The sequence below is a fragment of the Arcticibacter pallidicorallinus genome (assembly GCF_003002875.1).
GTDB classification, from domain to species: Bacteria; Bacteroidota; Bacteroidia; order Sphingobacteriales; family Sphingobacteriaceae; genus Arcticibacter; species Arcticibacter pallidicorallinus.
The window spans coordinates 433,155-449,589 of sequence record NZ_PVTH01000003.1 but is presented as its reverse complement, the minus strand read 5'-3'; the positions used below and the strand labels follow the sequence as shown (position 1 = coordinate 449,589).

Here is a 16,435-nt window from a genome sequence, read left to right as displayed (position 1 = left end):
GCCATGAACGTTAAACAAAGAACAATTAAGACCGCAGTTACTGTTTCCGGAACGGGATTGCATACGGGACAACCGGTAAATATGACTTTTAATCCTGCGCCTGAAAACCATGGTTATAAATTCAGAAGGATTGACATCGAGGGGAAACCTATCATTGATGCCGATGTAGATAACGTTACTGATACTTCCAGAGGAACAACGATTTCTCAGAACGGAGCTAGCGTAAGCACTGTAGAGCATGTTCTGGCAGCACTCGTAGGCCTTGAAGTGGATAATGTCTTAATTGATCTGGACGGACCTGAGACACCGATCATGGATGGAAGTTCTATCCTTTTCATCGATTCACTCGAAGAGGCTGGATTTGTTGAACAGAGTGCCGAGCGGGAATATTACCATATACCCTATAACATACATTATACAGAAGCCGACCGAAAGGTTGAAATGGTGGCGATGCCCGTCGATGATGATTACAGGTTGACCTGTATGATCGACTACAACTCCCCTATTCTTGGAAGTCAGCACGCAGCTATCACCAGCATATCAGAATTTAAGAAGGAGATCAGTTCCAGCAGGACTTTCTGCTTCTTGCACGAGCTGGAAGCTCTTCTTGATCATAACCTCATCAAGGGTGGCGATTTGAACAATGCGATCGTAGTAGTTGATAAGGAAGTAAGTAAAGACGAACTGAAGCATCTAGCGAAGTTGTTCAACCGCGAAGATATCGACGTGGCCAGAGAAGGCATTTTGAATAACATTGAGCTAAGACACCAAAACGAACCTGCGAGACACAAGCTTCTGGATATGATAGGTGATCTTGCGCTGGTTGGTGTTCCGTTAAGAGGTCATATTATGGCAGCGAGACCGGGACACGCCGCTAACATCGCTTTTGGAAAGAAAATTAAGGCGCAGATAAAGAAAGAGCGTAAAAAAGCACAATACAAACCATACGACCCGGGAGCAACACCGCTATATGATACGGTTGAGATTATGAAAATTCTGCCGCACAGGCAGCCTATGCTGATGATTGACAGGATCATGGAGTTGACTAAGACGTATGTTGTGGGGGTGAAGAACGTGACCATGAACGAGGATATCTTCAGAGGTCATTTCCCGGGAAGTCCCTTGTTCCCAGGCGTCTTGCAAATTGAGGCAATGGCACAGACGGGAGGAATACTTGTTCTGAGCACTGTTCCGGACCCTCAGAACTGGCTGACACTGTTCCTTAAAATAGAAAATGCCCGATTTAAAGCACCGGTTACGCCGGGGGATGTAATTGTTTTCAGATGCGATCTGATGAGTCCTATAAGACGAGGTATAGCGCAAATGAGAGGTGTGGGATTAGTGGGTGAGAAAGTTGTAGTAGAGGCCGAACTTATGGCACAGATTGTAAAAGTTAAAAACGAAGAAGAATGATTCAACCGTTAGCATATATACATCCACAAGCAATAATTGCAGATAATGTTGTTATAGAACCATTTGTCACGATTCATAAGAATGTGGTCATTGGAGAAGGTACCTGGATAGGTCCGAATGTAACCATTATGGATGGCGCAAGAATAGGCAAAAACTGCCGCATCTTTCCCGGAGCAGTCATTTCTGCGATTCCTCAGGATCTCAAATATAACGGGGAAGATACTACCGTTGAAATCGGGGATAATACCACCATCCGCGAATGTGTTACGATTAACAAGGGCACAAAGGACAAGTGGAAGACGGTGATTGGAAAAAATTGTCTCATTCAGGCTTACTGTCATATTGCGCATGATTGCGTAGTAGGCGACAACTGCATCTTTTCAAACAGTACCACACTTGCCGGCCACATTACGATAGGTGATCATGTTGTGCTCGCCGGTCTGGTTGCTATACACCAGTTCTGTAAGGTTGGTTCACATGCCTTCATTACGGGCGGCTCGTTGGTAAGAAAAGACGTCCCCCCCTACGTAAAGGCCGCCAGAGAGCCTCTTTCGTATGTAGGTATCAACTCTGTTGGACTGCGCAGAAGGGGCTATTCTTCTGAACAGATAAACGAGATTCAGGATATTTACAGAACACTTTTCGTAAAGAAGTATAATATCGCCTCTGCGCTTGATATAATTGAGGCAGAGCATCAACCCACCGAGATAAGAGATGAGATATTGGATTTCATTCGGAATTCTAATCGCGGAATAATGAAAGGTTTTACGGGAGCGTAATGATAAAAGAGCCGGTCTTATTATAATGGACGTTATACTGAGTAATATTGGCCGGCGTTTTAACCGTGAATGGATTTTTGAGGGGATCGACCATACCTTTGAGAGTGGTCAGTCTTACGCTATACTTGGACATAATGGCTCAGGGAAGTCGACCCTCTTACAGGTGATAGCCGGGAGCTTAACGCCATCATCAGGAACGATTGCATATATGCAGGGTGACACGCCTGTTGATATTGAAAGCGTTTATCAAAACGTTTCCATTGCGGCTCCGTATCTGGAGCTAATTGAAGAGTTTAGTCTGACCGAGCTGCTCGACTTCCACTTTCGTTTCAAGCGTCCTCTCGATCAATTGACGACGAAACAGATTATTTCCCTCCTTGGTCTTGAAAGGTCGTCGTCAAAGCCCCTGAAATATTTTTCATCGGGAATGAAGCAGCGCACAAAGCTTGCTCTGGCCCTATGCTCTGATACATCGCTGGTCCTTCTTGACGAACCTGCCTCAAATCTGGATATGGCAGGAACTGCATGGTACAAGGATATCGTCGGCCAATTCGGTAAAGGCCGAACTCTGATCGTATGCTCCAACCAAGATTTTGAATATGACTTCTGTGATCACCAACTGAAGATAACCGACTATAAGAAAACCCAGTAAGCTGACCTGCTTTCAAATGATACTGCAAGTGTCTGGTATTTCTGAAAATCTATATCTTTGTCGCTTAACGAAAGACTACTATGGCAAAGGCTTCTGATATCAAGAATGGCAATATTCTACGCTTTAATGGTGAACTGATTGCAGTAGAGGAATTAATTCACCGAACACCCGGCAACTTAAGGGCATTTTACCAGGCCAGAATGAGGAATGTTAAAACCGGAAAGTTAGTTGAATACCGCTTCCGCACGGATGAAGAGGTGGAAATATGCCGGGTTGAAACTAGTACCTATCAATATCTTTATTCTGACGGTGACTTCTTCGTTGTAATGGATAATAATACTTTCGAACAACATAACATCCCCAAGATTCTATTTGGTGATGCTGCGAAGTTCCTGAAAGAGGGTATGAACGTGATCATAGCCTTCGAAAGTGATGAGCCGATTATGGGGCAAGCACCAACAAGCGTAGAGCTGGAGATTACATATACAGAGCCTGCGGTGAAAGGCGACACATCGACCAACGCACTGAAATACGCCACTGTAGAAACGGGTGTCGAAATAAAGGTTCCTCTTTTTATCAATCAGGGAGAGAAGGTCAGGGTTGATACCCGAACAGGAGAATACATTGAACGAGTTAAATAACGAAATCGCATTTATATATAAGAGCTTTACGATGTAAGGCTCTTTTCGTTTACAGGTATGAAAGATAAAAGAGCGCTTAGAAGCGCCTGTATGAAAAAGCGAAAGGAACTTCAGTCGGAGCAACTTGAAGCCCTCAGTGAGAAGATCGCATCTAATTTTTTTTCTCTTGACCTGGGCAACGTTCGTTATTTGCATATCTACTATCCCATCCCCGGAAAGCATGAGATAGATAGCCTTTTTATCAGCGAGCGCATCAGACTTCATTATAAGCAGATACAGCTGATCTTGCCTAAAAGCGATCTGGTTTCCTGCACTTTAAAGCATATTCGCTGGGACGATTCTACACCTTTGTCCATGAATGCCTGGGGTATAACGGAGCCTCTTTCAGGGGAGGAAGTTCCTGTCGGCAAGATTGATCTTATCGTTATTCCGCTACTCGCATGCGACGTTGACGGTAATAGACTGGGTTATGGGAAGGGTTTTTACGACCGGTTCTTGTCAACCTGCCGTCCGGACGCCTTAAAAGTGGGGCTCTCCTATTTCGAGCCCCTGAGCACCATCATTCCCCATGAGAGCCATGACGTACGCCTGGATGCATGCGTAACTCCGGAAAAAGTATGGAATTTTACACGTCCAGCTCAACCAGAACCGGACAATGATCCGAATGAGTAGCCAGGTTGAGAATAGATGAACGCTTAAGCGCCCCTCTAAGGCTTTCGCTAACCAGATTGTAGTCAATACGCCATCCAAGGTTTTTAGCGCGTGCACCGGCTCTGAAACTCCACCAGGTGTAATGATGGGGGTCCTCATTGAAATGCCTGAACGAATCAATAAACCCAGAGTTTATGAAATTCTCCATCCACTCTCTCTCCGCCGGCAGGAATCCGGACGATTTAGCATTTGACCTGGGGTTATGGATATCTATTGGCTTGTGGCAAATATTGTAGTCACCCGATATGATCAGATTAGGATGCTCCTGCTTAAGTTTGTCTATATAAGCCTGGAAATCGTCCAGGAAACGGTATTTGAAGGCTTGTCTCAAGTCACCGCTGGAACCGGAAGGAAAGTAGGAACTCATCACGGAAAAGCCGTCGAAGTCTGCACGAAGTATCCTTCCTTCGAAGTCGTAATCGCATTCCCCGCAGCCGTATTCGACATGTTTAGGACTGACCTTGGTCAAAATGGCAGTTCCACTGTAGCCCTTTTTCTGAGCGGGATACCAATAATGCTCATAGCCTAACGCCTCGACTGCCGAAAGAATGGAGGATAGCTGATCTGGGGAGGCTTTAATTTCCTGCAGGCAGACAATATCTGGATCGGCTGCTTGCAGCCAGTCTACCCAATTTTTGCTAACGGCCGAACGAATACCGTTAACATTATATGTAATAAGCTTCATTTTCTTTACTTCATGATCAGTTTATTCCGGAAGGCATCTTGTTTAAGTTGTTTTTCCAGCCTTCTTACATCCCTGTTTTTCAGGACCGTAACTTGCATAGCAATGTTTAGGAGGGGCCTGTCGTTCTGATCTCTGGGAGCGCCCGCGACGGCATCGACCATCTCATAACCTTTGACAACTTCTCCGAAAACAGTATAGCTTTGATCCAGGAAGGGTGCGCCCCCTAGTGTTTTGTAAATTGCCCTGTGTTTCTCAGGAAGTTTCCTGCCTTTCAAACGAACTTTTTCTACCCGATCAAGTTCCTCATCCGTATATGTCTTACCCTGGACAAGATAAAACTGGGAGCCACTGGATGCTCTCGCCGGGTTATCATCTCTTGCCGCAGCCAGTGCACCCTTCTTGTGGAAAAGGCTATCGTTAAATTCTGCAGGAACGGTATATTCAGGGCCGCCATCACCCAGCATCCGGCCTGCCGCTGCGTTTCGAGAATCAGGATCTCCGCCCTGGATCATAAACGATGGTATGACACGGTGAAATAACGTGCCATTAAAATAGCCTTTTTTAGCTAGCTTGAGGAAGTTATCGCGATGTAACGGCGTTTCGTTATACAACTTAACAATCGCTTCTCCCTGTTCTGTTTTGATGCTTACGTATTTGATTTTTGAGGCTCCACCGAACAGCTTCTCGAATATGTCGATTCGAAGATTGTGACCGTTCGAACTAACATCTTTACCCTGGACCAAAGAAGAACCAAGGATCGTAATCAAGATAGTTATGGAAAAAAAATGCTTCATTATTGTTCGAAATAGTTAACGATAAGTGATTTTAACAGCATATCCTGCTCCATGAGTGTATACCTAGGAATTTCTTTAACTAACTTCCAGTGTGGCCATCCATCCTGATCCAATCCCTCGAGTTCATAGAAGCCGAGCTCGCTAAAGAGCCTGCAATTGGCTATATGCATTAGCTCCTCTTTCTGTCGCTTTGAGAATTTCCTGGGGCCTTTGCCAAGCTCCTGCACTCCGATCAGAAAAAGCATAACCTTAATGTCGGGTTTCTCAGTATCAAAATCGGAAGCGATTCTTTCCTGCAGGTCTGCCCATTTCTTATTTATCTCAGCAGGTTTCATGATAATTATTCAATTTAGATAATCAAGCAAACATAATAAAGTTGGTGGCATCAAACGCCTATGTGACCGATAAAACGGCATCTTAATTAAACAAAATTGCACTAATATTATTATATTAAAATTAATGCAACCGGGAATACACGCTTACCGGGAATATTTTATCCACAGGAGAATGCTTTACTTACTTGTCTCTGAATGTTTTATTTTAGTTAAATGAGCGGTGTGGATAAGTCTACCCCTGGATTCTTCTTTTAGTTTCGTTATTTTAAGCGTAACGAAGGCAGTGCGGATCGAAATTATACTTTAAGTTGATTGCAGACGTTCTTTAAGCATAGATATTTATGGAAGAAGATTTTGAATTTGAGTTCTCTGAGGATCCTAAATTTTCAGTGGAGCGTTATGAAGAGATGATCAGGAATGAGGATCAGCTTTTTTTTGACTCGAGGGCGTTTGAAAGTATCATCCAGTATTATATTTCACACAATGATCCGATAAAGGCTTTACAGGTGGTTGAATATGCGATAAACCAGCACCCTTTTGCGGCCGTGTTTTTACTCAAGCAATGCCAGCTTTATATGGCTACAAGTGAGCCTGACAAAGCGTTTCGGGCACTCGAGAAAGCGGAAATACTTGAACCATCAGATCCAGACATATATCTCCTGAGAGGAAATATATATGAATCCCAGGATCGGCATCATGAGGCGCTCGATAACTATCAGAAAGCCTGTGCTTTGGCTGAAAATACTGATGAGATATTACTCCAGATTGCATTGGTTTACCAAAACCTTAACGATTATGAAAGTGCGATAGTCAACCTCAAAGCCGCGCTTGAACAAAACATGGAAAATCAGGATGCACTTTATGAACTTGCATTCTGTTACGATGTAACCAACCGGCAGGATGAATGTATAGATTTCTACAAGCAATATATTGATAACGACCCTTACTCCTATCCTGCCTGGTACAATCTTGGCAACGCTTATCATAAACTTGGTTTGTATGAAAAAGCAGTAGATGCTTATGATTATTCGATTTTGATTAAAGAAGACTTCTCCTCAGCTTACTATAATAAGGGGAATTCTCTGATCCATCTTGAAAAGCACGAAGAGGCTATAGAAGTTTTCAAGCAGTCGTTGAATTATGAACAACCTAACGCAGACACGTTGTGTTCACTCGGCGAGTGTTATGAGAAGCTGGAACAGATGGAGGAAGCCCGGTCTTATTATAAAAAAGCGGTAAAGATTAATCCGGATCTTGGAGACGCCTGGTATGGAATTGGTGTCACTCTTGATGCAGAGGGGAGAATCTTTGAATCCCTTCATTATTTTAAAAAGGCGCGCGATTCTGACGAGTCGTTCCCCGACTATTGGTTTGGCATAGCCGATGCTAATTACAAGCTTGGTAATCTGGAAGCATCAGAACAGGCCTATCAAAAAGTTGTTGAACTTGACCCTCTTGATCCTGACGCATGGTTAGACTTTTCCTCTGTTTTGTATGAATTGAACGAACTGGAACGGGCTACTGAAACCATTCTGGAAGGTATAAAGAACAATCCCGATGCTGCCGAACTGTATTATAGAATGGTAGCCTACATATTAGCTACGGGTAAGTTTAATGAGGCGTTGGAAACTCTCGAGACAGCTCTTAAGATTGACCCAACTAAACATGAGATTTTATTTGAGTACTTACCTCAGTTACAGTCCAATAAAGTGATAATAGAAATAATTAACAAATACTTAATTTAGTCGTTTAACCATAATTTTATATTAATCCAATACCTTTAACCTCAGTATTGGATTTTTTTTTGAGATTTGTAGCCGTATGTTAAATTTTAGTTTAAAGAACGTTCCACTTAGAACTCTTAAGCCTCGCGACCACGGTTTGACTATGGTTATGGACAAGGGCTTAAGCATCAGGGAAATTGAAAACTTACTGGAAGTCGCTGGTCCACATATAGATATCGTCAAATTAGGATGGACAACTTCGTATGTCACTCCTAATCTGGATACAAAACTAAAGGTCTATCAGGATGCGGGCATTCCCGTCTATTTCGGAGGGACACTCTTTGAAGCGTTTGTAATTAGGAACCAGTTTGAAGATTATCAACGAGTTCTGGACAAGTATGGAATGAATTATGCGGAGGTTTCGGACGGCTCCATTGAGATTCCACATGATGAGAAATGCAATTACATACGCAAGCTAAGTGAGCAAGTAACCGTAATTTCTGAAGTTGGATCGAAAGATGCCCAAAAAATATTTGCCCCATACAAATGGATTAAGCTTATGAAGGCTGAGCTGGAAGCGGGTTCATGGAAGCTCATAGCGGAATCGCGCGAAGGAGGAAATGTGGGTATCTACAGAGAGTCCGGAGAAGTCAGAGAAGGCTTGATTGACGAGATCCTTACCGAAATACCAAAAGATAAAATTATCTGGGAAGCTCCTCAAAAAGATCAGCAGGTATGGTTTATAAAACTCATAGGCGCCAATGTTAATTTGGGAAATATCGCACCTGCTGAAGTTATTCCATTGGAGACTATCCGTTTGGGACTAAGAGGTGATACCTTCAATCACTTTTTAAATTCTATATAACATAAGGGATACACATGAAAAGATTTGGGTTGATAGGGTATCCGCTAGGGCATTCTTTTTCTAAGCTTTACTTCACGAAAAAATTTGAACAAGAAGGGCTACAAGATCATGTATACGAGCTTTACCCGATTGAGCAACTGAGTGATTTCGAAGATCTTATTCAATCAAATCCAGATCTCTGCGGTTTAAACGTAACCATCCCCCATAAGATCGGTATTATGTTTTATCTGGATAAGGTGGATGCTGACGCCAAGGCTATCGATGCTGTCAACTGCATTAAAGTAATCAAAAGCAGACCACTGGAATCTTTCTTTACGGGCGAGGTATCTTCAATGAAGATGCGTTTAGAAGGATACAATACAGATTGTTACGGTTTTGAACTATCACTGAAACCGCTTTTACGAAAACATCATACCAAGGCCCTGGTTCTGGGCAGCGGAGGCTCATCAAGAGCTGTAACCTACGTTCTGGGAAAGCTGGGCATCGATTATAAGATTGTTTCAAGAAAGAGATCGAGAAAGCAAATCCTCTACTCTGACATCTCCGCCGAAATGCTTGCTGAGTATACGGTGATCATAAATGCAACACCCGTAGGGATGTCCCCTGCTGTGGAGTCGTTTCCGGACATTCCCTACGAACACCTCACAGACAAGCATCTCCTTTACGATTTGGTTTACAACCCATCAGAGACTCTATTTCTAAAAAAAGGAAAAGAACAGGGAGCAATGACTAAAAATGGAGAGGAAATGCTTCGTTTGCAAGCTGAAAGATCCTGGGAGATATGGAATAGCTGATATGAAGTTGGAGGCCATTACTTACCTTAGTTTTGCTATGGCGATATTGCTGAGTGTCTCCTGCAGTGAAACGTATTCGCCCAAGCCGAGAGGGTTTTATCGGATTGATTTGCCAAAAAAATCCTATCAGCGGTACGATGGTGCCTGCCCGTTTTCTTTTGAATATCCTTTATATGCTGAGATTAGCCCCGATAGCTCTGCCAACAGACAGCGGTGCTGGCAAAACATCTCCCTCCCTCAATTTAACGCCACGATTCATCTTAGCTATCATCCGATAACTTCAAGCGAAGCATTGAATGAGCTAACCGAAGACTCGCGAACTTTTGCATTTAAGCATACGTCGAAAGCTACTGCTATCGATGAGGCCAGAATATATGATCCAGACAAACGGAAATTTGGTGTATATTATACCATAGAAGGGAATACGGCTTCGTTCGCACAATTTTATTTAACTGATAGCACCCGACACTATCTCAGGGCTGCGTTGTACTTTAATGAAGAGCCGCGAGCAGATTCCATAAAACCGGTCCTGGCCTTTATAAAGAAGGACTTAGATACATTAATTAAATCATTCCATTGGAAGTAACGCCTTAGAACATAAACTATGATACAGGTAAAATCCTTCGTTTGTAATCCTTTCCAGGAAAACACCTATCTTTTATATGATGAAACCGGACAGTGCGTTATTATCGATCCGGGAATGTATACTGGTGCAGAGCAAAATACAGTTACCCAATTCATATCAGAAAACAAACTCAGCCCCACGCTTTTGCTTAACACTCACTGCCATATTGATCATGTGCTTGGAAATAAGTTTGTTTTCGATAGTTATGGTTTGCTACCCCAGTTTCACGAAGGGGAATTACCCGTAATCACATCAGTACCGGCCTATTCTGCTGGCATGGGCATACAGTATGACGTATCGCCCCTGCCTGTTAGCTTTCTTGGCGAAACAGGAACCATTAGTTTCGGCAACAGTAGTTTGGAGATAATTTTCGCCCCCGGACATTCCCCTGCCCATATATGTTTCTACAGTGCAGAGGATAGTATCCTGATTGGTGGCGACGTTTTGTTCTATAGGAGTATCGGACGCACAGATCTCCCGGGCGGAAATCACAACCAGCTTTTACGCAGCATAAGAGAAAATATCTTCGCACTTCCTGACTCTTGTAAAGTATATCCGGGACATGGCCCAGAAACTACGATCGGCTTCGAAAAGCAGTTTAATCCTTTTCTAAACTAGAAAATGAATACGCCCTACTTTATCGCTAAGCGGTACCTTTTTTCGAAGAAGTCGGTCAATGCCATCAACTTCATATCGGGGATTTCGATGCTGGGCGTATTTGTAGGGAGCGCTGCACTGATCATCATCCTATCCGTTTTTAATGGATTTGAGAATGTTGTTCTTTCCATGTATAACACATTCACATCCGAAATCATTGTAGAGCCTTCAAAAGGCAAGAGTTTCGATCCTAACGCTCAAGCGTTCCTTTCTTTAAAGAAAGATCAGCGTATTGAAAACTATACGGAAGTCCTTCAGGAGAAAGCTTTATTAAGATACGGAGAAAGACAGCATATTGCGATGGTAAAAGGGGTTAGTGACGACTTTCTGAAACGTAAGCAATTGGACAGCACATTGCTGGAGGGTTCCTTCACTCTCCGTGAAGGGGAAACTAATTATGCTGTAGTGGGCTCTCTCGTACAACTCTATCTTACGCTGAATATTCACAATGATTTTGAGCCGCTGAACATTTATTCGCCACGTAAAGGTGCAGGAAACTCCATAAACCCGGCAGATGAAATCACGCTGAAGTCAGTTCAACCTTCGGGAGTCTTTCAGATTCAACCCCAATTTGACGAAACAGTTATTGTTTCAATGGACTTTGCGAGGCAGCTCCTGGAAGAGAAACAGAACGTTTCGGCAGTAGAGATCTACCTGCACCCGGGTATATCGATTGAAAAGTTTCAAGAGGAGATCTCAGAAAAACTGGGCGATGGGTACGTGGTTAAAAACAGAATTCAACAAAACGAGCTTCTCTACAAAATTCTGAACTCGGAAAAGTGGGCGATATTTATTATTCTAACCTTCGTTTTGATTATTGCAGTATTCAATATCGTCGGGTCGCTGACTATGCTTGTCATCGATAAAAAGAAAGATATCGTAATCTTAAATAGTATAGGGGCAAGCAACTCACTAATCCAACAGATTTTCTTCATGGAAGGCATGATGATCTCGCTGATCGGCTGTATAACCGGAATGGCTGCCGGACTTGCTTTTTGCCTGGCACAGCAACGGTATGGATTCATTACCATGGCTGATGTCAGCTTCGAGTCAGATGCCTATCCCATAGGTCTTCAAGTATCAGATTTTATCCTGGTTTTCTTAACCGTCACGGTCATTTCTGTAATTACCTCACGAATTTCATCTCGGCTAAGCGTTAAAACGCTTAGCCAGATGAAAGAACAATTATAAGTAGCTACCTGAAACGAGATAGTTGGTAACGTAATCACTTACGCCTTCCTCAAGTGTATGAAAGGGCTTGTGGTATCCTATGGACCGAAGCTTGGTCATGTTGGCTTCTGTAAAGTATTGATATTTATCCCGAATGTCTTCAGGTGTCGGGATAAAGGCAATTTGTGGTTCTTTTCCAAGCGCCCTGAAGGTATTGTTCGCCAGATCAAGGAATGTTCTTGCCTCTCCCGAACCCAGGTTATAAATCCCTGAGTTTTTCCTGTGAAGCATGAAGAAAAACAGAACCTCTGTCACATCCTTCACATAAACAAAATCACGCATTTGCTCTCCGTCTTTAAATTTAGGATTATGGGATTGAAACAACTTCATTCCGCCAGTTTCCTTTATTTGGTTAAACGTATGAAAAACGACAGAGGCCATTCTTTTTTTATGGTACTCGTTTGGACCGTAGACGTTGAAAAACTTAAGACCTGCCCAGAAATAAGGACTTCGTTCCTGTTGAAGTGCCCATATATCAAAATCATTCTTTGACTCTCCATACGGATTCAACGGCTTAAGATGAGATAACGCAGACTCGTCATCATCATATCCATTTTCACCAAGCCCGTAAGTCGCTGCAGACGATGCATAGACCAGTGGAAGACCAAACTCTACGCAGGCATTCCAAACCTTTTTAGAGTAGTCGAGATTAAGCTCATCAAGTAATGTGCGGTTAAATTCGGTGGTATCCGTTCTCGCACCCAGATGAAATATAAATTGAATATGAAGATGGTTTTGAACGATCCATTCCAAAAAAACATCCCGCTCTACAAGCTGAGAATACCGTTTACCCTGGAAGTTTTTATTCTGTTCAGGTCGCGAGAAGTCATCTACTAAAACAAGATCATAGAAACCTTCACTGTTCAATTTCTGAATGAGGCAGCTACTGATAAAGCCTGCTGCTCCTGTGATTACTATCATTATAAGGAAAGCTTAATTATGAAAGAAATAAGTGTTCTTTAACATGGGGGATGACGCCGGCACCTACAGCTTTAGCGAACATCAATTCGATAGCATTCCGGCCTTCCTGCCCCAAATCTACAGAATATTTGTTGACGTAAAGCTCGATGTGCTTATACATAACCTCATCGTCCATCGCTTGAGCATGGCTGCGAATGAAATCGATACCCGACTGGGGGTTTTCAAAGGCGTACTCTACGCTTCTCCGGATTACTCTGTTCACCCGGTTCTTGATATCCGCGTTCAGGCTTCTCTTGATCACTATTCCACCCAACGGGATCGGGCAACCGGTTTTTTCTTCCCAAAATGCGCCCAGGTCGATGACTTTGTGCAGTCCCTTTTGCTGGTAGGTAAACCTGTTCTCATGGATAATGAGCCCGAGGTCCACTTCGTCGTTAAGGACGGCGTCTTCAATCGCTGAGAACACCATTTCTATCTTGTTCTTTACCTGCGGAAATGCAAGTCCAAAGAGAAAACTTGCCGTCGTGAACTTACCGGGAATGGCTACCGTTGTATTTTTGCCAATATTGCCGGAACCATCGTACGGTAACTTAGAAATCACCAATGGCCCCACTCCATAACCTAGCGCGCTACCAGAATCAAGGAGAACATAGTTACTTACACAATAAGCATATGCATGGAAACTCAGCTTCGTGATATCAAGATCCTGACTGAAAGATTTCTGGTTCAAGGTCTCTACATCATCGTAGAACACTTCAAACTCGAGACCTTCCGTATCAATTTTATGATGGATCATAGCGTCGAAAATGAAGGTATCATTCGGACATGGTGAGAAGCCTAATTTAAGTTTCATCTTATTGCGGTATATAATTCTATTAAACGTTTATTAATTGTTTCAATTGCGAGGGGAATATTCCATTTTGATTTGTCGCGCTTTTCAACGTAGTTAGATATAGATCTTAATTGAACTGCAGGAAGCCCGACTTGATTACAGGCGTAAAAAAATGCTGCACCTTCCATTGTTTCAATATCCGGACGAAACCTATCCTTTACCAGTACAATCTCTTCATCACTCCCATGGACACAATTAACCGTAATGCCCTTCATTCTCTTCTCAGATGAAAGTAGTACATCTAAAGATTCACTAGGAAAGGGGGTCATCACCGCGCTTCCAAAGCCCAATTGGTCGATCGAAAGAAACGATGCCCCATCCATCGCGCCGAGTTCTGAAAAACAGTCTTCGGTCACATGCACAACATCTCCTAAACTAAGCCCTTCATTGAAACTACCGGCTATTCCCACATTAAGCGCAAAATCGAACGAGTCTTTCTCGAGTATCCGCCCCATAGAAAATGCTGTTGCAACCATTCCAACCCCGGTAAGGAGAACAACAATCTGATTTCCATTTAAATAGTTGGACCCATTTTTGAAGCCGAAGTGAGAAAGGAAAGGAGCTATCTCAGATTCTGTAGCGGACACAATCAGTGATTTCATTGCACGAATATACAGAAAGCATCATCCCGACAAATCATATAGACATCAGTTTTGCCTATATTCGCAACTTAAGATTTATAAATGATATACATCACCCGACGAGAACGGTTCAATGCTGCTCATAAACTTTTCCGGGAGGAATGGAGTGCAGAGAAAAATCTGGAAATTTTCGGTAAATGTGCTAACCCCAACTGGCACGGACACAATTACGAGCTTTTTGTGACGGTGAAGGGCGATGTAAATCCTGAAACCGGATATGTACTTGACTTAAAAATCCTTAAGCATATCGTACAGAAATACGTTGTCGACAAGCTTGACCACAAAAACGTCAACCTAGATGTAGATTTTATGTCGGGCAAGATGGCATCCACCGAAGTCCTTTGTATAGAAATTTTCAATCAGCTTGATCCCCATATCAAAGATGCGGGAGTAGTACTTCACAGGGTTAAACTTGTGGAAACAGAAAACAATTACGTAGAATATTACGGCCGATAGGGCTATTATAAAGATGAAAGAACACGATTTAGATCATTCAGGAGAAGAGAACGAAATAGGGTATGTAAAGGTTGATCGGTACGACCCTTTGAAAATTGAGCGCATTGCCTCACACTATTCAGATATATTGTCTGACTTGGGTGAAGATCCACAACGCGAAGGTCTGCTCAAAACACCCGAGCGCGTAGCCAAAGCATTGCAGTTCCTGACACATGGCTATGATCTTAAACCGGAAGAAATACTAAAAAGTGCGATGTTTAAAGAGGAATATAGCCAGATGGTAGTCGTAAAGGACATAGAAGTTTATTCGATGTGCGAACATCACCTTCTTCCTTTTTTTGGCAAAGCTCATATTGCCTACATTCCAAACGGACATATAGTCGGATTAAGTAAGATCCCAAGAGTTGTTGATGCTTTTGCGAGAAGGCTTCAGGTTCAAGAACGCTTAACAAACGAAATCAGGGATTGTATTCAAAGCACCCTTGCTCCTCTTGGAGTGGCCGTAGTGATCGAATGCAAACATCTCTGCATGTCGATGAGGGGCATTCAAAAGCAAAACTCCGTCACCACAACATCTGCCTTCACCGGCGCCTTCGCCAACGAAAGAACACGATCAGAATTTTTAACTTTGATAACAGCAAGCCTCGACTAGACAGGCTAAGAACACTTAACAAATGAAAGCATATATTTTTCCAGGACAGGGCGCTCAATTCACTGGAATGGGCAAAGACCTATACGAGCAAGAGTCAGCGCAACAGCTTTTTGAACAAGCGAATAACATCCTAGGGTTTCGCATCACCGATATCATGTTTGAAGGAACGGAGGAAGAACTAAAGAAAACCAACGTTACACAACCCGCAATATTCCTCCATTCTGTTATTCTGGCGAAGTCCCTGCAGTCGTCTTTCGCTCCCAACATGGTCGCAGGACACTCCTTAGGAGAATTCTCCGCTCTTGTCGCTGCTGGAGCGATGCAGTTTGAAGACGGGCTTAGGCTGGTGGCCGCCAGAGCTAATGCAATGCAAAAAGCTTGTGAAATTCAGCCTTCAACCATGGCAGCTATCCTCGGACTAGACGACTATACCGTTGAGGAGGTCTGTGAAATGGTTAGTGAAATTGTCGTTCCTGCAAATTACAACTGCCCGGGGCAGCTTGTTATTTCCGGAAGTATAGAAGGAGTCGATAAAGCTTGTGCATTCTTATTGGAAAAGGGAGCAAAAAGGGCGTTGAAGCTAAACGTAAGCGGAGCCTTCCATTCTCCGTTAATGGAAGCTGCACGCGCCGAACTGGCGAGTGCTATAGAGGCCACAACTATTGTTTCCCCCGCATGCCCCGTATACCAGAACATCGACGCTAAGCCATATACAGATCCGAAAGACATTAAACATAACCTGATCGCGCAGTTAACCGGACCAGTACGTTGGACGCAAACCGTACAACGCATGCTGGAGGATGGCGCAACATCGTTCACGGAAGTTGGTCCCGGCAATGTCCTTCAGGGCCTTGTCAAAAAAGTTAATCGCACTATACCTACATCCAGCGCCTCGCTTTAGCATTTCATGCAGCCCGTTATTTCCCCTTAATCAGAGACTCATAAAGCCGTATCTTGTTTTAATCAAA

The 16,435-nt window shown here is 43.2% G+C and carries 20 protein-coding genes; 14 read left to right on the top strand and 6 right to left on the bottom strand.

All coding sequences use genetic code 11. The annotated features are described in order from the left end of the window. The first annotated feature begins 3 nt into the window (after positions 1–3). The 5 genes from B0I27_RS06935 (at position 4) to B0I27_RS06915 (ending at position 4,157) form a co-directional block, all read left to right on the top strand. Positions 4–1,413 (top strand): bifunctional UDP-3-O-[3-hydroxymyristoyl] N-acetylglucosamine deacetylase/3-hydroxyacyl-ACP dehydratase, encoded by a 1,410-nt coding sequence (locus tag B0I27_RS06935; RefSeq protein ID WP_106292587.1) that lies wholly within the window; start codon positions 4–6, stop codon positions 1,411–1,413. Next, a complete protein-coding gene (gene lpxA, locus B0I27_RS06930) occupies positions 1,410–2,192 on the top strand; it encodes an acyl-ACP--UDP-N-acetylglucosamine O-acyltransferase (RefSeq protein WP_106292488.1) in 783 nt (260 codons plus the stop codon). Before B0I27_RS06935 ends, lpxA begins: the two co-directional genes overlap by 4 nt. Before the next feature lie 25 nt (positions 2,193–2,217). Further along, complete coding sequence (locus tag B0I27_RS06925; protein ID WP_106292487.1) at positions 2,218–2,844, top strand: ABC transporter ATP-binding protein; 627 nt, start codon at positions 2,218–2,220, stop codon at positions 2,842–2,844. An 80-nt stretch (positions 2,845–2,924) separates the two neighbouring features. After that, positions 2,925–3,485 (top strand): elongation factor P, encoded by a 561-nt coding sequence (gene efp, locus B0I27_RS06920; protein ID WP_106292486.1) that lies wholly within the window; start codon positions 2,925–2,927, stop codon positions 3,483–3,485. Positions 3,486–3,542: 57 nt separating this feature from the next. Beyond that, positions 3,543–4,157, top strand: coding sequence for a 5-formyltetrahydrofolate cyclo-ligase (locus B0I27_RS06915; RefSeq protein WP_106292485.1), 615 nt, complete (start codon positions 3,543–3,545; stop codon positions 4,155–4,157). Here B0I27_RS06915 and B0I27_RS06910 read toward each other — a convergent pair. From B0I27_RS06910 to B0I27_RS06900, 3 genes are read right to left on the bottom strand one after another with little or no spacing between them, the layout of a single operon-like run. Further along, positions 4,111–4,881, bottom strand: a complete 771-nt coding sequence (locus B0I27_RS06910) for an exodeoxyribonuclease III (RefSeq protein ID WP_106292484.1) — start codon at positions 4,879–4,881, stop codon at positions 4,111–4,113. The two genes, B0I27_RS06915 and B0I27_RS06910, sit on opposite strands and share 47 nt — an antisense overlap. A 5-nt stretch (positions 4,882–4,886) precedes the next feature. Continuing rightward, positions 4,887–5,675, bottom strand: coding sequence for a peptidylprolyl isomerase (locus B0I27_RS06905; RefSeq protein ID WP_106292483.1), 789 nt, complete (start codon positions 5,673–5,675; stop codon positions 4,887–4,889). Then, on the bottom strand, positions 5,675–6,010 hold the full coding sequence (locus B0I27_RS06900) for a hypothetical protein (protein ID WP_106292482.1): 336 nt from the start codon (positions 6,008–6,010) through the stop codon (positions 5,675–5,677). Before B0I27_RS06900 ends, B0I27_RS06905 begins: the two co-directional genes overlap by 1 nt. Before the next feature lie 341 nt (positions 6,011–6,351). Between B0I27_RS06900 and B0I27_RS06895 the strand changes: the two genes are divergently transcribed. The 6 genes from B0I27_RS06895 to B0I27_RS06870 all read left to right on the top strand — a co-directional run bounded on the left by B0I27_RS06895 (position 6,352) and on the right by B0I27_RS06870 (position 11,866). After that, complete coding sequence (locus B0I27_RS06895; RefSeq protein WP_106292481.1) at positions 6,352–7,755, top strand: tetratricopeptide repeat protein; 1,404 nt, start codon at positions 6,352–6,354, stop codon at positions 7,753–7,755. Positions 7,756–7,831: 76 nt separating this feature from the next. Continuing rightward, entirely contained in the window at positions 7,832–8,599 is a 768-nt protein-coding gene (locus tag B0I27_RS06890) for a phosphosulfolactate synthase (protein ID WP_106292480.1), read from the top strand. Positions 8,600–8,613: 14 nt separating this feature from the next. After that, the gene (locus tag B0I27_RS06885) at positions 8,614–9,393 is read left to right on the top strand and encodes a shikimate dehydrogenase family protein (protein ID WP_106292479.1); all 780 of its coding nucleotides are present in this window, start codon (positions 8,614–8,616) and stop codon (positions 9,391–9,393) included. A 1-nt stretch (position 9,394) separates the two neighbouring features. Continuing rightward, positions 9,395–9,979, top strand: a complete 585-nt coding sequence (gene gldD / locus B0I27_RS06880; protein ID WP_106292478.1) for a gliding motility lipoprotein GldD — start codon at positions 9,395–9,397, stop codon at positions 9,977–9,979. An 18-nt stretch (positions 9,980–9,997) separates the two neighbouring features. Further along, a complete protein-coding gene (locus B0I27_RS06875; protein ID WP_106292477.1) occupies positions 9,998–10,636 on the top strand; it encodes an MBL fold metallo-hydrolase in 639 nt (212 codons plus the stop codon). Between the two features lie 3 nt (positions 10,637–10,639). After that, on the top strand, positions 10,640–11,866 hold the full coding sequence (locus B0I27_RS06870; RefSeq protein ID WP_106292476.1) for an FtsX-like permease family protein: 1,227 nt from the start codon (positions 10,640–10,642) through the stop codon (positions 11,864–11,866). Here the strand turns inward: B0I27_RS06870 and rfaD are convergent. Genes rfaD through mqnB form a run of 3 tightly spaced genes read right to left on the bottom strand, consistent with a single transcriptional unit; the run spans position 11,861 to position 14,320 of the window. Further along, entirely contained in the window at positions 11,861–12,826 is a 966-nt protein-coding gene (gene rfaD, locus B0I27_RS06865; protein ID WP_106292475.1) for an ADP-glyceromanno-heptose 6-epimerase, read from the bottom strand. The two genes, B0I27_RS06870 and rfaD, sit on opposite strands and share 6 nt — an antisense overlap. A 16-nt stretch (positions 12,827–12,842) precedes the next feature. Next, positions 12,843–13,679: a 1,4-dihydroxy-6-naphtoate synthase gene (locus tag B0I27_RS06860; protein WP_106292474.1), complete on the bottom strand. Its 837-nt coding sequence runs from the start codon at positions 13,677–13,679 to the stop codon at positions 12,843–12,845. Continuing rightward, entirely contained in the window at positions 13,676–14,320 is a 645-nt protein-coding gene (gene mqnB / locus B0I27_RS06855; RefSeq protein ID WP_106292473.1) for a futalosine hydrolase, read from the bottom strand. Before mqnB ends, B0I27_RS06860 begins: the two co-directional genes overlap by 4 nt. An 81-nt stretch (positions 14,321–14,401) precedes the next feature. On the opposite strand from mqnB, the gene B0I27_RS06850 reads away from it, so the two are divergent. From B0I27_RS06850 to fabD, 3 genes are read left to right on the top strand one after another with little or no spacing between them, the layout of a single operon-like run. Further along, entirely contained in the window at positions 14,402–14,815 is a 414-nt protein-coding gene (locus tag B0I27_RS06850; RefSeq protein WP_106292472.1) for a 6-pyruvoyl trahydropterin synthase family protein, read from the top strand. Positions 14,816–14,828: 13 nt separating this feature from the next. Next, positions 14,829–15,467: a GTP cyclohydrolase I FolE gene (gene folE / locus B0I27_RS06845; protein ID WP_106292471.1), complete on the top strand. Its 639-nt coding sequence runs from the start codon at positions 14,829–14,831 to the stop codon at positions 15,465–15,467. A 22-nt stretch (positions 15,468–15,489) separates the two neighbouring features. Further along, on the top strand, positions 15,490–16,368 hold the full coding sequence (gene fabD, locus B0I27_RS06840) for an ACP S-malonyltransferase (protein ID WP_106292470.1): 879 nt from the start codon (positions 15,490–15,492) through the stop codon (positions 16,366–16,368). Positions 16,369–16,435: the final 67 nt, after the last annotated feature.

Excerpts from the sequence above, each read along its gene's own strand:
- B0I27_RS06860 (WP_106292474.1), bottom strand. The coding sequence starts at position 13,679 with ATGAAACTTAAATTAGGCTTCTCACCATGTCCGAATGATACCTTCATT.
- rfaD (WP_106292475.1), bottom strand. The coding sequence starts at position 12,826 with ATGATAGTAATCACAGGAGCAGCAGGCTTTATCAGTAGCTGCCTCATT.
- folE (WP_106292471.1), top strand. The coding sequence starts at position 14,829 with ATGAAAGAACACGATTTAGATCATTCAGGAGAAGAGAACGAAATAGGG.
- B0I27_RS06895 (WP_106292481.1), top strand. The coding sequence starts at position 6,352 with ATGGAAGAAGATTTTGAATTTGAGTTCTCTGAGGATCCTAAATTTTCA.
- B0I27_RS06900 (WP_106292482.1), bottom strand. The coding sequence starts at position 6,010 with ATGAAACCTGCTGAGATAAATAAGAAATGGGCAGACCTGCAGGAAAGA.
- B0I27_RS06885 (WP_106292479.1), top strand. The coding sequence starts at position 8,614 with ATGAAAAGATTTGGGTTGATAGGGTATCCGCTAGGGCATTCTTTTTCT.
- efp (WP_106292486.1), top strand. The coding sequence starts at position 2,925 with ATGGCAAAGGCTTCTGATATCAAGAATGGCAATATTCTACGCTTTAAT.
- B0I27_RS06890 (WP_106292480.1), top strand. The coding sequence starts at position 7,832 with ATGTTAAATTTTAGTTTAAAGAACGTTCCACTTAGAACTCTTAAGCCT.
- B0I27_RS06915 (WP_106292485.1), top strand. The coding sequence starts at position 3,543 with ATGAAAGATAAAAGAGCGCTTAGAAGCGCCTGTATGAAAAAGCGAAAG.
- B0I27_RS06870 (WP_106292476.1), top strand. The coding sequence starts at position 10,640 with ATGAATACGCCCTACTTTATCGCTAAGCGGTACCTTTTTTCGAAGAAG.
- B0I27_RS06875 (WP_106292477.1), top strand. The coding sequence starts at position 9,998 with ATGATACAGGTAAAATCCTTCGTTTGTAATCCTTTCCAGGAAAACACC.
- B0I27_RS06850 (WP_106292472.1), top strand. The coding sequence starts at position 14,402 with ATGATATACATCACCCGACGAGAACGGTTCAATGCTGCTCATAAACTT.
- B0I27_RS06935 (WP_106292587.1), top strand. The coding sequence starts at position 4 with ATGAACGTTAAACAAAGAACAATTAAGACCGCAGTTACTGTTTCCGGA.
- B0I27_RS06910 (WP_106292484.1), bottom strand. The coding sequence starts at position 4,881 with ATGAAGCTTATTACATATAATGTTAACGGTATTCGTTCGGCCGTTAGC.
- B0I27_RS06905 (WP_106292483.1), bottom strand. The coding sequence starts at position 5,675 with ATGAAGCATTTTTTTTCCATAACTATCTTGATTACGATCCTTGGTTCT.
- gldD (WP_106292478.1), top strand. The coding sequence starts at position 9,395 with ATGAAGTTGGAGGCCATTACTTACCTTAGTTTTGCTATGGCGATATTG.
- fabD (WP_106292470.1), top strand. The coding sequence starts at position 15,490 with ATGAAAGCATATATTTTTCCAGGACAGGGCGCTCAATTCACTGGAATG.
- lpxA (WP_106292488.1), top strand. The coding sequence starts at position 1,410 with ATGATTCAACCGTTAGCATATATACATCCACAAGCAATAATTGCAGAT.
- B0I27_RS06925 (WP_106292487.1), top strand. The coding sequence starts at position 2,218 with ATGGACGTTATACTGAGTAATATTGGCCGGCGTTTTAACCGTGAATGG.
- mqnB (WP_106292473.1), bottom strand. The coding sequence starts at position 14,320 with ATGAAATCACTGATTGTGTCCGCTACAGAATCTGAGATAGCTCCTTTC.